The 15572-nt window shown below is 70.1% G+C and carries 14 protein-coding genes and 2 tRNA genes; 7 read left to right on the top strand and 9 right to left on the bottom strand.

The window, feature by feature from the left end; translation table 11 throughout:
• Positions 1–28: 28 nt before the first annotated feature.
• The 3 genes from aroA (at position 29) to ACFU9P_RS08575 (ending at position 2837) form a co-directional block, all read left to right on the top strand.
• Entirely contained in the window at positions 29–1390 is a 1362-nt protein-coding gene (gene aroA / locus ACFU9P_RS08585) for a 3-phosphoshikimate 1-carboxyvinyltransferase (protein ID WP_376381752.1), read from the top strand.
• Between the two features lie 4 nt (positions 1391–1394).
• Positions 1395–2405, top strand: coding sequence for a ribosome small subunit-dependent GTPase A (rsgA, locus tag ACFU9P_RS08580; RefSeq protein ID WP_376381750.1), 1011 nt, complete (start codon positions 1395–1397; stop codon positions 2403–2405).
• Between the two features lie 108 nt (positions 2406–2513).
• A complete protein-coding gene (locus ACFU9P_RS08575; protein ID WP_376381749.1) occupies positions 2514–2837 on the top strand; it encodes a DMT family transporter in 324 nt (107 codons plus the stop codon).
• Here ACFU9P_RS08575 and ACFU9P_RS08570 read toward each other — a convergent pair.
• Positions 2803–3486, bottom strand: coding sequence for a TetR/AcrR family transcriptional regulator (locus ACFU9P_RS08570; protein ID WP_384078310.1), 684 nt, complete (start codon positions 3484–3486; stop codon positions 2803–2805). The genes ACFU9P_RS08575 and ACFU9P_RS08570 overlap by 35 nt on opposite strands.
• A gap of 198 nt (positions 3487–3684) precedes the next feature.
• Between ACFU9P_RS08570 and hisN the strand changes: the two genes are divergently transcribed.
• Positions 3685–4485: a histidinol-phosphatase gene (gene hisN / locus ACFU9P_RS08565; protein ID WP_384078309.1), complete on the top strand. Its 801-nt coding sequence runs from the start codon at positions 3685–3687 to the stop codon at positions 4483–4485.
• A 225-nt stretch (positions 4486–4710) separates the two neighbouring features.
• Positions 4711–5112 carry a cyclic nucleotide-binding/CBS domain-containing protein gene (locus ACFU9P_RS08560; protein WP_376381743.1) on the top strand — a complete coding sequence of 134 codons (402 nt, stop codon included), beginning with the start codon at positions 4711–4713 and terminating at the stop codon, positions 5110–5112.
• A gap of 35 nt (positions 5113–5147) precedes the next feature.
• Here ACFU9P_RS08560 and ACFU9P_RS08555 read toward each other — a convergent pair whose 3' ends face one another.
• On the bottom strand, positions 5148–6599 hold the full coding sequence (locus tag ACFU9P_RS08555; RefSeq protein WP_384078308.1) for a catalase: 1452 nt from the start codon (positions 6597–6599) through the stop codon (positions 5148–5150).
• A 144-nt stretch (positions 6600–6743) separates the two neighbouring features.
• Here ACFU9P_RS08555 and ACFU9P_RS08550 point away from each other — a divergent pair, with 144 nt between their 5' ends.
• Positions 6744–7160 (top strand): Fur family transcriptional regulator, encoded by a 417-nt coding sequence (locus tag ACFU9P_RS08550; RefSeq protein ID WP_376381740.1) that lies wholly within the window; start codon positions 6744–6746, stop codon positions 7158–7160.
• A 93-nt stretch (positions 7161–7253) separates the two neighbouring features.
• Here ACFU9P_RS08550 and ACFU9P_RS08545 read toward each other — a convergent pair.
• The 4 genes from ACFU9P_RS08545 to ACFU9P_RS08530 all read right to left on the bottom strand — a co-directional run bounded on the left by ACFU9P_RS08545 (position 7254) and on the right by ACFU9P_RS08530 (position 12657).
• Positions 7254–7327: transfer RNA gene (locus tag ACFU9P_RS08545), tRNA-Met, on the bottom strand.
• A 54-nt stretch (positions 7328–7381) separates the two neighbouring features.
• Positions 7382–9424 carry a tetratricopeptide repeat protein gene (locus ACFU9P_RS08540; protein WP_384078307.1) on the bottom strand — a complete coding sequence of 681 codons (2043 nt, stop codon included), beginning with the start codon at positions 9422–9424 and terminating at the stop codon, positions 7382–7384.
• Between the two features lie 204 nt (positions 9425–9628).
• Positions 9629–9702 (bottom strand) — tRNA-Met (locus ACFU9P_RS08535).
• A gap of 42 nt (positions 9703–9744) precedes the next feature.
• Positions 9745–12657: a UPF0182 family protein gene (locus ACFU9P_RS08530; protein WP_384078385.1), complete on the bottom strand. Its 2913-nt coding sequence runs from the start codon at positions 12655–12657 to the stop codon at positions 9745–9747.
• A 167-nt stretch (positions 12658–12824) separates the two neighbouring features.
• On the opposite strand from ACFU9P_RS08530, the gene ACFU9P_RS08525 reads away from it, so the two are divergent.
• Complete coding sequence (locus ACFU9P_RS08525) at positions 12825–13382, top strand: PPA1309 family protein (protein ID WP_376381736.1); 558 nt, start codon at positions 12825–12827, stop codon at positions 13380–13382.
• A 79-nt stretch (positions 13383–13461) separates the two neighbouring features.
• On the opposite strand, the gene ACFU9P_RS08520 is transcribed toward ACFU9P_RS08525, so the two are convergent.
• From ACFU9P_RS08520 to ACFU9P_RS08510, 3 genes are all read right to left on the bottom strand, one after another.
• Positions 13462–14550 carry a PDZ domain-containing protein gene (locus ACFU9P_RS08520; RefSeq protein WP_376381734.1) on the bottom strand — a complete coding sequence of 363 codons (1089 nt, stop codon included), beginning with the start codon at positions 14548–14550 and terminating at the stop codon, positions 13462–13464.
• Positions 14551–14661: 111 nt separating this feature from the next.
• On the bottom strand, positions 14662–14832 hold the full coding sequence (locus ACFU9P_RS08515; protein ID WP_376381732.1) for a hypothetical protein: 171 nt from the start codon (positions 14830–14832) through the stop codon (positions 14662–14664).
• A gap of 177 nt (positions 14833–15009) precedes the next feature.
• Positions 15010–15468: a molybdenum cofactor biosynthesis protein MoaE gene (locus ACFU9P_RS08510; protein WP_376381730.1), complete on the bottom strand. Its 459-nt coding sequence runs from the start codon at positions 15466–15468 to the stop codon at positions 15010–15012.
• Between the last annotated feature and the right edge of the window lie 104 nt (positions 15469–15572).

Genomic DNA, 15572 nt, shown 5'->3' with positions numbered 1-15572 from the left:
TCGGTCACGAACCACTAAAGTGATGGCCATGACCGAAAGCTCCGTGCAGCCCGCCCTCTGGCCCGCCCCCTACGCGCGCGGGGCCGTCGAAGCGACGGTCACCGTGCCCGGATCCAAGTCGGTCACCAACCGCGGTCTGGTCCTCGCCGCGCTGGCCGCCGAGCCCGGCTGGCTGCGCCACCCACTGCGCTCCCGCGACACCCTGCTGATGGCCGAGGCCCTGCGCGCCATGGGCGTCGGCATCGAGGAGACCCTGTCCTCCAGCTCCACCGCCGCGGGTGTCCCCGCCCCGGGCGGCGAGGCGTGGCGGGTGATCCCGTCCGGTCTGCACGGCCCCGCGACCGTCGATGTCGGCAACGCCGGTACGGTGATGCGCTTCCTGCCGCCCGTCGCGACGCTCGCCGACGGCACCGTACGATTCGACGGCGACCCCCGCTCGTACGAGCGCCCGCTGCACAGCGTCATCCACGCCCTGCGCGCCCTCGGCGCCCGGATCGACGACGACAACCGCGGCTCGCTCCCGCTGACCGTGCACGGCGGCGGCGCGCTGGACGGCGGCGCGGTGGAGATCGACGCCTCGGCGTCCTCCCAGTTCGTCTCCGCGCTGCTGCTCTCGGGGGCGCGCTTCAACCAGGGCGTGGAGGTCCGCCATGTGGGCAAGGTCCTGCCGTCCATGCCGCACATCCGGATGACCGTGGACATGCTGCGCGCGGTCGGCGCCCAGGTCGACGAGCCGGAGACCGGCGGCGAGCCGAATGTCTGGCGGGTCTCCCCCAGCGCACTGCTCGGCCGCGATCTGACCGTGGAGCCCGATCTCTCCAACGCCCAGCCGTTCCTGGCCGCCGCGCTGGTCACCGGCGGCCGGGTCACCGTCCCGGACTGGCCCGAGCGCACCACACAGCCAGGTGACGCACTGCGCCAGATCTTCACCGAGATGGGGGGTTCCTGCGAGTTCCACATGACGGCTGAGGGCACCTGTCTCACCTTCCGGGGCACCGGCGCGATCCATGGCATCGACGTCGATCTGAGCGAGGTCGGCGAGCTGACCCCCGGTATCGCGGCCGTGGCCGCGCTCGCGGACTCGCCCTCGACCCTGCGGGGAGTCGCCCATCTGCGGCTCCACGAGACGGACCGGCTGGCCGCGCTCACCAAGGAGATCAACGAGCTGGGCGGTGATGTCACCGAGACCGCGGACGGTCTGCACATCCGCCCGCGCCCGCTGCACGGCGGGGTGTTCCACACGTACGACGACCACCGTATGGCCACGGCGGGCTCGGTCATCGGCCTGGCCGTCGAAGGGGTACGGATCGAGAACGTCGCGACGACCGCCAAGACGCTGCCCGACTTCCCACGGATGTGGACCGACATGCTCGCGGGAGCGGGAGCCTGACGGCATGCGGCGCTACGGCAAGAACCCCGACGAGGACGACATCCGCACCCGCCCCAACCCCAAGGGCAACAGGCCGCGTACGCATATCCGCCCCAAGCACGAGGACGCCTCGGAGGGCATGGTCCTGACCGTGGACCGCGGCCGGCTCACCTGTCTCGTCGAGGACCGGACCGTACTGGCGATGAAGGCGCGCGAACTGGGCCGCAAGGCGGCCGTGGTGGGCGACCGGGTCGGTCTGGTCGGTGATCTGTCGGGCAAGAAGGACACCCTGGCGCGGATCGTACGGATCGAGAAGCGCAGCTCGGTGCTGCGGCGCACGGCGGACGACGACGATCCGTACGAGCGCGTAGTGGTCGCCAACGCCGACCAGTTGGCCGTCGTCACCGCGCTCGCCGATCCCGAGCCGCGCCCCCGGCTGATCGACCGCTGTCTGGTCGCGGCGTTCGACGGCGGGCTGGAGCCGCTGCTCGTACTGACCAAGTCCGATCTGGCCGCGCCTGACGAACTGCTGGAGACCTACCGCGCCCTCGATATCCGTCATGTGGTCACCCGCCGCGACGAGTTGGCGAGCGGCTACGCGGCCGATCTCGTACGGGAGTATCTCGACGGGCGGGTCACCGCCTTCGTCGGCCACTCCGGCGTCGGCAAAACGACCCTGGTCAACGCCCTCGTACCGGAGGAGCGCCGCCGTAGCACCGGCCTTGTCAACGCGGTGACCGGCCGCGGCCGGCACACCACCACCTCCGCGCTGGCGCTGCCGCTGGAGAAGGGCGACGGCTGGGTGATCGACACCCCGGGCATCCGCTCCTTCGGACTGCACCATGTCGATCCGTCCCGGGTCATCCTCGCCTTCCCCGATCTGGTGCCCGGTACGGAGGACTGCCCCCGGGCCTGCGGCCATGACGAACCGGACTGCGCGCTCGACGCGTGGGTGGCCGAGGGGCACGCCGACCCGGCCCGGCTCTACTCACTGCGGCGGCTTCTGGCCACGCGTGAGCGGCGCGAAGGCGACTGACGCGCACACGTTTGCGATCCCCCGGTGCTGGTAAGGGCATAATCACGTCCGGCCGGACAGGGCGGCCAGCGGTCGTGAAGCAGTCACGGACACGGGGAGGCCTTTGACATGGCGTGGCTGCTGGTGGTCGTCGCCGGAATCCTGGAGACGGGGTTCGCGGTCTGTCTCAAGCTCTCCCACGGCTTCACCAGGCTCTGGCCGACCGTCGCCTTCGCCGCGTTCGCCCTCGGCAGCTTCGGTCTGCTGACGCTCTCTCTGAAAAAGCTCGACGTCGGTCCTGCCTACGCGGTCTGGACGGGCATCGGCGCGGCGGGCACGGCGATCTACGGCATGGTCTTCCTCGGCGATGTGGTGTCCACGCTCAAGCTCGTCTCGATCTCCCTGGTGATCGTCGGAGTCATCGGGCTCCAGCTCTCGGGCTCGGCGCACTGAGCGGTACGGGCGGGGGTACGGGCAGCGGAGCGGTGACGGCGGTACGGACCAGCGGGCCCACGGATTCGCCGCCGGGCGCGACGAGATGGGCGAGAGCCAGCCGTACGGCCAGTTCGCAGCGGTAGAGCAGCTCGGCCCGCCCGGCACCGGGCCGCAGATGGTCCGCGCGGCTCTGTTCCATCCGGCTGTGCGCCAGCGCCGCCGCGGATCTGTCCCGTACGAGCGCGACCAGATCGCCGGTCGCGGGCGGTCCCGCGTCGGCCCGGCGCTGCGCAGGTACGCCGGAGGGCTGGGCGGTGATCCGTACCGGAGTCGGGGCGGGCAGCCACTCCCCCCAGCAGCCGGTGAGCAGCGCGCGCAGCAGGGGTCTGGCCCGCGCCTCGGCGACGGTCCATTCGGCGATGCCGACCAGCCGGTCCACGGTGTCCGCCCGCTCGTTCAGCCGGCGCTCCACCCCGCGCAGATAGAGATCGACCTCGCGGCGCAGGAGGGCGCGGGCGAGCCCCTCCTTGCTGCCGAACTCGTTGTAGAGGGTCTGCCGGGAGACTCCGGCGGCCGAGGCCACATCGACCATTCTGACGGCCGACCAGGGCAGCTCACGGAGCGCCGAGAGACCGGCGTTAAGTAGGGCTTCACGCGCAGTAGGCATCGTCGCCTCCGGGGCCGTGCGGCTCTGCGCTCAGAGTTGACGGGCTGTCGACGGCTGTCAAGGCCCCCGGCGCGGGCCAGCTCGCCATTGGCGACTTCTCGTACCCCTCCCGGCGGCGTGCGCCCCGTCGCGGCACCAGGCCCTGTCCGGTACGGGTCCCGTGGCCGGGTCCCGCCCCCGGTGGATACTGTGACGACCATGCCCGATTACCACGATGATCTGCGTCTCGCCCATGTCCTCGCGGACGCCGCCGACGCCGCGACCATGGACCGCTTCAAGGCCCTGGACCTCAAGGTCGAGACCAAACCGGACATGACCCCGGTGTCCGAGGCCGACAAGGCGGCCGAGGAGCTGATCCGTGGCAATCTCCAGCGGGCGCGGCCGCGGGACGCGATCCTGGGCGAGGAGTACGGCATCGAGGGCACCGGCCCGCGACGCTGGGTCATCGACCCCATCGACGGTACGAAGAACTATGTCCGCGGGGTGCCCGTCTGGGCCACGCTGATCTCGCTGATGGTGGCCGCCGAGGGCGGGTACGAGCCGGTCGTCGGCGTGGTGTCGGCGCCCGCGCTGGGCCGGCGGTGGTGGGCGGCGAAGGGCGGGGGCGCCTATACGGGCCGGAGCCTCTCCTCGGCGACCCGGCTGCGGGTCTCCAAGGTCTCGCGGGTCCGGGACGCGTCGTTCGCGTACTCCTCGCTGAGCGGCTGGGAGGAGCAGGGGCGGCTCGACGGCTTCCTCGATCTGACCCGGGCCTGCTGGCGCACCCGCGGCTACGGCGACTTCTGGCCGTACATGATGGTCGCCGAGGGCTCGGTGGACATGTGCGCGGAGCCGGAGCTGTCCCTGTGGGACATGGCGGCGACGACGATCGTCGTCCAGGAGGCGGGCGGCAGCTTCACGGGTCTGGACGGACGGACGGGCCCGCACAGCGGCAACGCGGCGGCCTCGAACGGGATCCTGCACGAGGAACTGCTCGGCTACCTCAACCAGCGTTACTGATCAACGCTGCCGAGGTCCCGCTGCCGGCGCTCATGGCCACCCGAGGGGCGTTTGTCGGTTTTCCGCGCGCCCCCGCGCTCGCCTCCCCCGCCCCCTTGTTGACTCGGGGCAAGAGTGTCACTCTGAAAGTCCCCCCACTTGTGAACTTGTGAATTGTTTCTCACAAGGTCCTTCACCGGCCGGAGGGACCTGCGAAACGGTTCCCCAAGGAGGTGTCCCCGCCCCATGCTCGTCCGTGACGCCATGAGTTCGGTGGTACTGACCATCGGTCCCACGCATACGCTGCGCCAGGCGGCCCGGCTGATGTCGGCCCGCCGCGTCGGTGCCGCCGTCGTCCTCGACCCCGACCACTGCGGTATCGGCATCCTCACCGAACGCGACATCCTGAATTCGGTCGGTGCGGGCCAGAGCCCCGACGCCGAGACCGCCTGCACCCACACCACCAACGATGTCGTCTTCGCCGCGCCGTCCTGGACGCTGGAGGAAGCCGCCGCGGCGATGTCGAGCGGCGGCTTCCGCCATCTGATCGTGCTCAACGACCATGAACCGGTCGGCATCGTGTCCGTACGCGACATCATCCGCTGCTGGGCGCCGGACCGGCGCGAGGCGGCGGTCCTGGCAGGCTGACGCGGCGAGGGCCGAGGCTGACGCGGCGAGGACCGTCAGCCGCGCAGGGCCTGGACCGCGGCCTCCAGCCGCTTGCCGAAGTCACCGTCCGCCTGGCGGAAGTTGTTCACCGCGCGCTCGGCGATGTCGTCGCGTGACACCTTCGAGATGAAGCCGGCCAGGTTCTCGATCAGCCGCCCCTTCTCGTCCTCGGACATCAGACGGTAGAGATTGCCGGCCTGGACGAAGTCATTGTCCTCGGCGTGGCCCGGCGCCTCGTGGTTGCCGGTGGCGCCGCCGACCGGGACCGGCTGCCAGAGCGGCCTGTCCGTCTGGAACGGGCCGCCGAAGCTGTTCGGCTCGTAGTTCTTGGCGCCCTTGTGACGGCCGTCGTACAGGAAGCCGTCCCGGCTGTGGTTGCGCGCCTCGGTCGCGTGCGGGCGGTTCACCGGCAGATGGTCGGCGTTGATACCGACGCGGTAGCGGTGGGCGTCGCCGTACGCGAAGAGCCGGCCCTGGAGCATCTTGTCCGGGGAAGGACCGATGCCCGGCACGAAGTGCGCCGGCGAGAAGATGGACTGCTCGACCTCGGCGAAGATGTTCTCCGGGTTGCGGTTCAGCTCCAGCCTGCCGATCTCGACCGGCGGATAGTCCTCGTGCGGCCAGACCTTGGTCAGGTCGAACGGGTTGAAGCGGTACGCCGACGCCTCGGCCGCCGGCATGATCTGCACCTGCACGGTCCAGGACGGGAAGTCACCGCGCTCGATGGACTCGCGCAGATCGCGCTGGTGCGAGTCCGGGTCCTCGCCCGCGAGCACCGCGGCCTCGGCCGAGGTCAGGTTCTTGATGCCCTGGTCGGTCTTGAAGTGGTACTTGACCCAGAAGACCTCACCGGCCTCGTTGTTCCACTGGTACGTGTGCGAGCCGTACCCGTTCATGTGGCGGAGCGTCGCCGGGATGCCGCGGTCGCCGAAGAGCCAGGTGACCTGGTGGGTGGACTCGGGCGAAAGACCCCAGAAGTCCCAGACGTTGTCCGCCTCCTGCGAGCCGGTGTACGGGTCGCGCTTCTGGGTGTGGATGAAGTCGGGGAACTTGATGGCGTCCTTGATGAAGAACACCGGGGTGTTGTTGCCGACGAGGTCGTAATTGCCCTCTTCGGTGTAGAACTTCAGCGCGAAACCGCGCGGGTCGCGCACGGCGTCGGCCGAGCCGAGGCTGCCCGCGACGGTGGAGAAGCGCAGAAACGTCTCGGTCTGCTTGCCGACCTCGGAGAGGAACGCCGCGCGCGTCCACTGCGCGACATCGCGGGTCACCGTGAACGTGCCGTACGCCCCGGCGCCCCGCGCGTGCACGATGCGCTCCGGGATGCGCTCACGGTTGAAGTGCGCGAGCTTCTCCAGCAGCGCCTGGTCCTGGACCAGCACGGGACCGCCGGCGCCCGCGCTCTCGCTGTTCTGGTTGTCGGCTACCGGTGCCCCGGCCTCCGTCGTGAGCGGTCCCTGCGTCACGTGTGCCTCCTGCGTCATTTGCCGCCAGTCCTGTCCCTTGGCGTGTACCGTCATCGATCCTACGATGGACATTGTCTAAGTCAAGCATCCATCCAAAGTCATACACGCTCGTGTCTGAGCCCCCTCACTGTTAGGCTTGTCGTCATGAGTGACCTGTTGGAACGGCTTCGCGGACGTGGCTGGCGCATGACGGCGCAGCGACGTGTTGTCGCGGAGGTCCTCGACGGGGACCATGTCCACCTCACGGCCGACGAGGTGCACGCGCGCGCCGTCGCGCGGCTGCCGGAGATCTCGCGGGCGACCGTCTACAACACCCTGGGCGAGATGGTCATGCTCGGTGAGGTGCTGGAGGTGTCCACGGACCGCCGCGCCAAGCGGTACGACCCGAACGCGCACCGGCCGCACCACCACCTGGTCTGCGCACAGTGCGGCACGATCCGTGATGTCCGGCCCACGGGCGATCCGCTGGCCGATCTGCCGGACGCGGAGCGCTTCGGCTTCACGGTTTCGGACGTCGAGGTGACGTACAGAGGGACCTGCCCGAACTGCGCCTCTTCCTGAAAACGCCTGCCGGTTCCTGAAAACGCCCGCCGGAGCACATCCGAAAATGCCTGAGGCCCGGAACTCTTTCGAGATCCGGGCCTCAGGTTTCAGTAGCGGGGACAGGATTTGAACCTGCGACCTCTGGGTTATGAGCCCAGCGAGCTACCGAGCTGCTCCACCCCGCGTCGGTGAACGCAACATTACGTCACGCCCGCCGAGCGGTGCAAATCCCTTACCGGTCAGGCCGTCAGCTCCTGGTGGAGCGCCTCGCGCAGCCGTGCCGCGCGCTCCGCCACCTCGGCCGGCCCCAGCTCGACGGCGCGCGCGCACCAGCGCTGGCCCTCGGTCAGCTCGCCACGGCGCGCGGCGAGCAGCGCCAGCCGCAGCGCGGCCCGGCCGTGCCCGTCCCGCGCGGCCCGGCCCCACCACTGGGCGGCCTCCCGCTCACCGCCCTCGCGCGCGAGGAGCAGTCCCAGGTTGAACGCGCCGTTGCGGCTGCCCGCCTCGGCGGCCTCGCGGTACCAGCGCGCGGCGTCCTCGATGTCGCCGCGGGCGGCGGCGAGCATGCCGACGCGCACCTGGGCCCTGCGGTGCCCCTGCTCGGCGGCCCGCTCGTACCACTGCTCGCACTCGCTCTTCACCGTGTGCGGCTCGCCGAGCGCGGGCGGTCCCGGCGGCGGCCTGCGCGAGTCGAGCAGGGTGGCCAGCCGGAACGCGGCCTCGGCGCTGCCGCCGCCCGCGGCACAGCGCAGATGGCGCTCGGCCGACCGCTCGTCGCCGTCCCGCAGGCAGGCGATACCGACCTGGAGCGCCGCCTCGGTGTGGCCCGCGGCGGCGGCCCGCTCGTACCAGCGCAGCGCCGTACGGTCGTCCGCGCGGCCCGCGTGCAGGATGCCCAGGTTGAACGCGGCGTCCACGCTGCCCGCCTCGGCGGCCTTGGAGAACCACGGCTCGGCCCCTGTCGCGTCCTCGGCCTGGAGCAGCAGGACGGCGAGCGCGTTGGCGGCCTCGCGGTGGCCCGCGTAGGCGGCGCGGCGGTACCACTGCTCGGCCTGGACGGTACGGTCCTGGGCGGCGCAGAGCAGCCCGAGGTTGTACGCGCCGTTGACATCGCCCGCGTCCATCGCGGCGCGGTACCAGCGCTCGGCGGTCTGCGGCTCGCCGCGGGCGGCGTGGAGCGCGCCGAGGGCGTTGGCCGCGTTGCCGTCGCCCTCCTGTGCGGCGCGCAGCCACCAGATGGCGGCGCTCTCCTCGTCACCGGCGTCGCGCAGCAGGAAGCCGAGGGCGCAGGCGGCCCGTGCCTCGCCGTCCTTGGCGGAGGTCAGATACCAGCGGCCGGCCTCCTTCAGCTCGCCGCGCTTCTCCAGGATCGCGCCGAGGTTCAGGGCGGCCCTGCGGTGGCCGCGGGCGGCGGCCTGCCGGTACCACTGGGCGGCCTCGCCGAGCAGCGAGGACGGGGAGGCGCCGGGCGCGTCGGAGTCCGCGCCCGGACCCATGCCGGTGCCGGTGCCTGTACGCAGGCGTGCGCCCGTACGCGTACCCGTGTCGACGCTGATACGGGGGCCGCTCCTGCCCGTTGCGGTCCGGTGGCCGCCCGTGACGCCACGGTGGACCGCTCCGGCGGCACCACGGTGGACCGCTCCGGCGCGTGCCGCCTCGCGGGCGCGACGCTCCAGGGCCCGGGCGAGCCGGTACGCCGCTTCGCGGTGCCCCTGCTCGGCGGCGGCCCGCAGCCACTGCTCGGCCCCGGCGTCGCCACGGTGCTCCAGCAGATCGGCGAGGGCATAGGCGCCGAGGGCATGGCCCTGCTCGGCGGACTGGCGCAGCCAGTACTCCGCGGCCGGCTCGTCGCCCAGCTCGCGGTGGTGGCGGCCGAGTGCGTGGGCCGCCGCGGCGGATCCGGCGACGGCGGCGATACGCCACCAGCCGGCCGCCTCCTCCGGGTAGCCGCGCTGATGCAGCAGCACGCCCAGATTGTTGGCGGCGGCGCGGTCGCCCTCGGCGGTCGCGGCCCGCAGATACGCCTCGGCCCCGTCGAGATCGCCGCGGCGCAGCAGCAGGGCGCCGAGCACGCTCATCGACGCGATGTCCCCGGCGTCGGCCGCGCGGCGGTGGCGCGCCTCGGTCTCGGCATCGGCGGTCTCCTCCGGGCCGGCCGTCCTCGGGGCGCTGGTGGCAGCAAGAGAGTCCGCGGCGTTCGCGGTATCGGCCGCGTCCGCCGCATGGCGCTGCACAAACCGCCCTGTCTCCAACAGAGTTGTCCTATCCCCCATAATTTCCATCGTCGCACCACCTGCCACCCGCGTACAGCAGGTATATCGCGACCCGCAAGGTCACTTCAGCGTTTTGTCGACATGCCCACAGAGAGACAAGTCAAACACGCCCGGGCGCAACTCCCACGCCTTGAAACGCAGTTCGGTCGGATGCGGTCGGCGGGCATACGTCAAGGGCCCGGATCCTGTTGGATCCGGGCCCTTGACTTCGCGTAGCGGGGACAGGATTTGAACCTGCGACCTCTGGGTTATGAGCCCAGCGAGCTACCGAGCTGCTCCACCCCGCGTCGTTGTGTCCCAACCGTACCACGGGGTGGAGTGATGCCTGCTCAGCCGCTGTTGCCGCCTCCGCCTTCGGTCCCTTCGGTCCCGCCGCCGCCCGCGGCCGCGGCCCGCTGGAGGGCGTCCTGGAGGGCCTCCTGTGCCTTGCCGTACGCCGCCCAGTCCTGCTCCTTGAGCGCCGCCTCGCCGTCGTTGTACGCCTTCTGCGCGTCCGCGATGGCCTGCTGGAGCGGCGAGTCACCGGTCGCCGGCGGCGGGTTGGTCTCGCCCGTCGGTGGCGGTGTCGTCGAGGTCGGCGGCTCGGAACTCTCCTCGCCGAACACGGCGTTGAGCGCCTCGGCCAGGCTGTCCTTGAAGACGGGCTTGCCTCCGTAGGAGACGGCCACCTTCTTCAGCAGCGGATAGTTGGCGGTGCCGCCGCGCGCGTACACCGGCTCGATGTAGAGGAAGCCGCCTTCGAGCGGAACGGTGAGGAGATTGCCGTACTCGATGTCCGAGTCGGTGCCTCTCAGGTTCCTGACGAACTCGGCGACTTCCGGCACACCGTTCAGCTCGCTCTGCACCTGCTGCGGGCCCTGGACGGTCGATGTCACTCTCAGGACTCTGATCGTGCCGTAGTCCGTGCTGGTGGCGTCGGCGTCCACCGCCATGAACGCGCCCAGATTCGGGCGCCCGTTGGGCGTGAAGGTGGTCGTCAGCGAGAACTTCTGATCGTCCTGACCGGGCATCTTGAGGCTCAGATAGTACGGCGGGACCGCACTGCTGTCCTTGTTGGTCGGGTCGCTCGGCACCTGCCACGCGTCACTGCCGCTGTAGAACTGCGCGGGGTTGGTGACGTGGTAGCGGGTGAGCAGCTCGCGCTGCACCTTGAAGATGTCCTGCGGGTAGCGGAGATGGGCCAGCAGATCGGGATCGATCTGGTCCCGCGCCTTCACCGTGCCGGGGAAGGCCTTCATCCAGGTCTTGAGGACCGGGTCCTCGGTGTCCCACTGGTACAGATTGACCGTGCCGTCATAGGCGTCGACGGTGGCCTTCACCGAATTCCGGATGTAGTTGACCTGGTTCTGCTGGGCGACGACCGCGCGCTGGTTGTCGGTCAGCGAGTCCTCGGTGGTGTCGCCGAGCGTCGTACGGGACGCGTACGGATAGCCGTTCGTCGTCGTGTACGCGTCGATGATCCACTTGATACGGCCGTCGACCACCGCGGGATAGGCGTCGCCGTCGATGGTCAGCCAGGGTGCGACCGCCTCGACGCGCTCCTTGGGCGTGCGGTTGTAGAGGATCCGCGAACCGTCGCCGATGGCGCCGGAGTAGACCATCTGCGGCTCGCTGAAGGCCACCGCGTACGCCGCGCGGTTCAGCGGGTTGGAGAGATCGACTCCGCTCCGGCCCGCGTAGCTGGTGGTCTTCTCGCCGTTCTTCTCGTAGTCCAGCTCCTTCTGCGGACCGCCCACGATCGAGTACTGCTCGGTCTTCTCGCCGTAGTAGATCCGCTGCTCGTACCCCTCGTCGAGCTGGCCGGTCGTCGGCAGTCCCGACTCGGTGAAGTCGGGGGCGCCGACCGTGCCCTGGTTCTCGTCCGTCACCGTGTTGGTGCCCTTGGACGCGATCACTCCGTACCCGTGTGTGTACGTGAAGTGGTCGTTGATCCAGTTGCGCTTCGGGATACCCGTGATGTTCAGCTCGCGCAGACCGACCACCGTGTCCTGCGGCTTGCCGTCGGTGCCGGTGTACCGGTCGACGTCCAGCGTGGCCGGGAACTGGTAGTACTTACGCTCCTGCTGAAGCTGCTGGAACGCGGGCGAGACCACATTGGGGTCGACCAGCCGGTAACTGGCGGCGGAGTCCGCCGCCTTGCGCTGGTCGGACTTCTTCTCCGGGTCGCCCTTGCCGCCGTAGTCCTGCACATCGGCGTCGTCGATGCCGTACGCAGCGCGCGTCGCGTCGATGTTCTTCTTGATGTACGGCGCTTCCTTGGCCTGCTCGTTCGGCTGGACCTGGAACTTCTGCACGATCGCCGGGTAGAGGCCGCCGATGAGGATCGCCGACAGCACCATCAGACCGAAGCCGATCACCGGAAGCTGCCACGTGCGCCGCCAGAGCGTCGCGAAGAACAGCAGGGCGCAGATGACCGCGATGAAGAAGAGGATCGTCTTCGCCGGGAGATAGGCGTTGGCGTCGACATACCGCAGCCCGGTCCAGTTCCCCGCCGCCTTGAAGTCGCTGGACTTCACGGCCAGGCCGTACCGGTCGAGCCAGTACGCCACGGCCTTCAGCGAGACGAAGACGCCGATCAGCACCGACAGATGGCCGGTGGCGGCGCCCGTCGCGCGCGCGCCCGGGCTGGTGATCCGCAGCCCTCCGTACAGATAGTGGGTCAGCGCGGCGGCGATCAGTGACAGCACGGCGGCGGCGAAGCCGAAGGCGAGCAGAAAGCGGTACCACGGAAGATCGAACGCGTAGAACGACACGTCCATCTTGAACTCGGGGTCCTTCTGCCCGAACGGCACTCCGTTGACCCACATCAGCCAGGTGCGCCACTGGCCGGAGGCGGAGGCGCCGGCGATCAGCCCGACCAGCGCGGTGATCGCCAGGAGCACCCACTTCTTGTACGGGGCGATCCCCATCCGGTACCGGTCGAGGTTCTGCTGCTCCATGGACATCGCGCTCAGCGGCGGGCGCAGCCGGTGCGCCAGCCAGATGTTCAGGCCGACGGCGAGGGCCATCACCAGCCCGAAGACGGCGAACAGGCCGGCCTTGGTCCAGAGCGTGGTGGTGAAAACCGATGAATATCTCACCGAGCGGTACCAGAGCCAGTCGGTCCAGAACCCCGCGAACATGACGAAGAGCATGGCCAGCACGGCCAGCACCCCCAGCGTCATGAGCAGGGTCCGGGCGCGACGGGACGGCCGGCCCACTCTGATCCGTGGCCCGGTCGGGCCTCCGCCGCGGTCCGGCATCTGGAAAGCCAACGTGCGCACCTCGAAGTTCGCGGTCGTGTATTTCAGCGGGTCGTGTGTCTCAGCGGGTAAAGCTGGGCCCCGCGATCGTAAGGGCCCACTCATGCAACTTACTGAGGCTTTACCTAGTTCCCGCATCGGGGTCCGGAGGAGGCAGGATATTGGCCATGTCCAATGTCACTCCTTCAGGCACTCCCATGGCCGCCGGCCCGCTGACCCGCGCGGTGCTCGAGATCGACGAGTACGCGTCGGGGCTCGGCTGGGACCAGCCCGCCCGGCTCTTCGCGCTCGTCGACACCGCGCGGCTGCGCACCGACGAACCGGAGCTGGCGGCCCAGCTCGGGCTCGACGACGGCGGGTCCGTCGCGCCGCTCACCCCGATCGAACAGGACGAGATCCCGTCCGGCACCCCGCTGGACGAGTTCCTCGCCACCATCGCGTGGCCCGGGGCGGTGACGGGCTGCGCGATGACGGTGGAACGGCTGATGCTGCCGCCCTCGGCGGAGGCGTCCGTACCGGACGGGCTCGACGACGCCGGGCTCGCCTCGTGGGTCTCCGCCCATCCGGAGCGTCAGGAGGTACGGATGACGGTCGCCGTGCTGCGCGACGGCGCCCGCGAGTCGGCGCTGCGGCTGCGCGAGAAGGACTCGCCGAGCGAGGTGCTCACCGGGTCGGGTCTGGTGCCGGGGCTGGCGGAGGCGCTGGCGGCGACCTTCGAGGCGTAATCCGGGGACCGGCCCGACCCCGGGGGCCGGCCCGTTCGAGGCGCGGGGGTTCGTTCGAGGCGCAGGGGGCGGGGGCCGGTCAGCCTGCCGAGCAGGTCGGCAGGCCGCCCGTGTCCCCGTCGCGAATCCTGTTCAGCGACTTCCTGGCGTCGTCGATGGTCTTCACCTTGACGAGGGTGAGGCCGTCGGGGACGTCGGAGGCGGCCGCCGCGCAGTTCTGCTCCGGGGTGAGGAAGTATTCGGCGCCGGCGCCGCGCGCGCCGACCAGTTTCATCTCGATGCCCCCGATGGGCCCGACCTGTCCCTCGTCGTCGATCGTGCCCGTACCGGCGACGAACTTGCCGCCCGTGAGCGGGCCGGGCGTGAGTTTGTCGACAATGCCGAGTGCGAACATCAGCCCGGCGCTGGGCCCGCCCACATCCGCGAGCTTGATGTCGACGTTGAACGGGAAGGTGTGGTCGGTCCCGGCCTGGATTCCGACGACCGCCCGGCCGCCGTCCTCGGACTTCTGCGTGGTCACCGTGACCCGCTCGGTGCCCCCGGGCTCCTTGCCCGCCTTCTCCGCCCTCTTGGCCTCCGCGGCAGGGACGATGCTGAAGATGACGTCCTCGCCGGGCTTGTGCTTGGTGACGAGCCGGGCCACATCGGCGGGCTGGCGCACCGGCGAACCGTCCACCTGCTTGATCACATCGCCCGCGTGGAGCGTGCCCTCGGCGGCTCCGTCCTTGATGACGGAGGAGACGACGGTCCGCGAGGAGACCGGGATGTCCAGCTCCTTCAGGGCGGCAACCTTGGCGCTCTCCTGGGACTGGCTGAACTCCTCGGCGTTCTCCTGGGTGGACTGCTCCTCGGTCTTGCCGTCCGGATACAGGGTGTCGTGCGGCACCACGACACTGTCGTGTGCCAGCCAGCCGTAGACCGCCTCGACGATGTTCATCTTGTAGTCCGCGCCGGTGACCCTGACCGTCGTCATATTGAGATGGCCCGAGGTCGGATAGGTCTGGTGACCGGAGATCTGGAGTACCGGTTCTCCACCGGCGTCACCGAGGGTGTTCACCGTCGGTCCGGGGCTCATTTCCGAATACGGCACTGTGATGAGCACACCCGCGCAGAGCAGCGCGATAAGGACGAGGGTGGAGGCGAGCATCGTCGCGGTGCGGCGTGGCATGGAACGACAGTACGGGAAGGGTCCCTCTGTGCACCGCTGGGGCCGTCCGTACGGGGCTTCGCACGGGTTCGCGTAGCGAATGCGTACGGGCGGCTTGCGCGGCGGCCGGTGTCAGAACCGGCCCGAACCGGAGTGCGCCTTCTCCATCGCGTCGCGGAACCGGGCGTACCCGTTCAGCTCGGCTATGTCCCCGATGGTGCGATCCCTTGAGGCCCAGCGCCCCCATATCGCCGCGCCTATGGCGGCGAAAAGCGGAATCAGCAACCAGGTTAGTGCGGCCATACCGACCTCCCGACCTACATGAGCGTCTGCAAACTGACCGATCAGCAGATTAACCATCTGCTGAGACAACGCTGCTGGCAGGGGTGCGGTTACGCAAATCGGGCCGTCCACGACTGACCAGGTTTCAGAACGATTGCGCGTCTTGAGGAGGCTCTCTTCGCGCCTGTGGGGCAGGTGTTACGCCCCCACCCACTCTTCGGTGCCGTCCGAGAACTTCTGGTGTTTCCAGATCGGCACCTCGTGCTTGAGGTCGTCGATCAGCTTGCGGCAGGCCTCGAACGCCTCGGCCCGGTGCGGGCAGGAGACCGCGACGACGACCGCCAGATCTCCGACCTCCAGATCGCCCACTCGGTGGACGGCGGCCAGCGCGCGCACCGGATGGTCGGCGGCGACCTTCTCCGCGACGCGGCGCAGCTCCGCCTCGGCCGAGGGGTGGCACGAATAGCCGAGGGTGTCCACATCGGCGCCCCCGTCGTGGTTGCGCACCGTACCGACGAAGAGCGCCGTACCGCCCGCGGCGTCGTCCCCGACCGCGCGGAAGACCTCGTCGACGGTCAGGGGGGTGTCGCGGATCGCCAGCAGCCGGATGGGATCCTGCGCCGCCTGCTCGCCCGGGTGGGAATGGGTGCTCGCCATGGCCCCATCGTGCCGTACGCCACTGACATCCCGGAACGGCGCCTCGGGCCCGGGGCCCCGCGTACGGGCGCCGCGCCCCACGCCGCGGATCCTCGTACGGCCCG

Origin of the sequence: Streptomyces sp. NPDC057617, assembly GCF_042800555.1 — a bacterium.
Lineage (GTDB): Bacteria > Actinomycetota > Actinomycetes > Streptomycetales > Streptomycetaceae > Streptomyces.
This window is presented reverse-complemented; position numbering and strand designations above follow the sequence as displayed.

Coding starts and splice junctions, on each gene's coding strand:
- aroA (WP_376381752.1), top strand. CDS start 29: ATGACCGAAAGCTCCGTGCAGCCCGCCCTCTGGCCCGCCCCCTACGCG.
- rsgA (WP_376381750.1), top strand. CDS start 1,395: ATGCGGCGCTACGGCAAGAACCCCGACGAGGACGACATCCGCACCCGC.
- ACFU9P_RS08575 (WP_376381749.1), top strand. CDS start 2,514: ATGGCGTGGCTGCTGGTGGTCGTCGCCGGAATCCTGGAGACGGGGTTC.
- ACFU9P_RS08570 (WP_384078310.1), bottom strand. CDS start 3,486: ATGCCTACTGCGCGTGAAGCCCTACTTAACGCCGGTCTCTCGGCGCTC.
- hisN (WP_384078309.1), top strand. CDS start 3,685: ATGCCCGATTACCACGATGATCTGCGTCTCGCCCATGTCCTCGCGGAC.
- ACFU9P_RS08560 (WP_376381743.1), top strand. CDS start 4,711: ATGCTCGTCCGTGACGCCATGAGTTCGGTGGTACTGACCATCGGTCCC.
- ACFU9P_RS08550 (WP_376381740.1), top strand. CDS start 6,744: ATGAGTGACCTGTTGGAACGGCTTCGCGGACGTGGCTGGCGCATGACG.
- ACFU9P_RS08540 (WP_384078307.1), bottom strand. CDS start 9,424: ATGGAAATTATGGGGGATAGGACAACTCTGTTGGAGACAGGGCGGTTT.
- ACFU9P_RS08530 (WP_384078385.1), bottom strand. CDS start 12,657: ATGCCGGACCGCGGCGGAGGCCCGACCGGGCCACGGATCAGAGTGGGC.
- ACFU9P_RS08525 (WP_376381736.1), top strand. CDS start 12,825: ATGTCCAATGTCACTCCTTCAGGCACTCCCATGGCCGCCGGCCCGCTG.
- ACFU9P_RS08520 (WP_376381734.1), bottom strand. CDS start 14,550: ATGCCACGCCGCACCGCGACGATGCTCGCCTCCACCCTCGTCCTTATC.
- ACFU9P_RS08515 (WP_376381732.1), bottom strand. CDS start 14,832: ATGGCCGCACTAACCTGGTTGCTGATTCCGCTTTTCGCCGCCATAGGC.
- ACFU9P_RS08510 (WP_376381730.1), bottom strand. CDS start 15,468: ATGGCGAGCACCCATTCCCACCCGGGCGAGCAGGCGGCGCAGGATCCC.